The 280-nt window shown below is 49.6% G+C and carries 1 protein-coding gene; it reads right to left on the bottom strand.

Annotated features, from left to right (window positions below):
* On the bottom strand, positions 1–280 hold a 280-nt coding region (locus AAEY98_RS22265; protein WP_351019748.1), incomplete at both ends, for an HD domain-containing protein.

Raw genomic sequence — 280 nt, 5'->3', positions numbered from 1 at the left:
GCTTCTGCCAGCGCCTCATTGAGCTTATCTTGTACGCGCTCGATATAAGACTCACGCTCACTGCGTTTTTCAGACAATAGCTTGGCAATCTCTTTATAACGCTCAGGAGCGAGATAACGAAAGGCGAGGTCTTCAAGCTCCCATTTAAGTTGGGCAATCCCTAATCTATGGGCCAGTGGGGCATAAATCGTCATGACCTCACGCGCCACCCGGTTTTGCCGCTCTAGATGAGAAAAGGTCAATTCGCGCATGGCAAAGGTACGTTCAGCCAGCTTAATCA

Source organism: Shewanella sp. AC91-MNA-CIBAN-0169 (genome assembly GCF_040310165.1).
Classification (GTDB): domain Bacteria; phylum Pseudomonadota; class Gammaproteobacteria; order Enterobacterales; family Shewanellaceae; genus Shewanella.
Note: the sequence above shows the minus strand (reverse complement) of the source record. Positions and strands in the feature narration are given on the sequence as shown.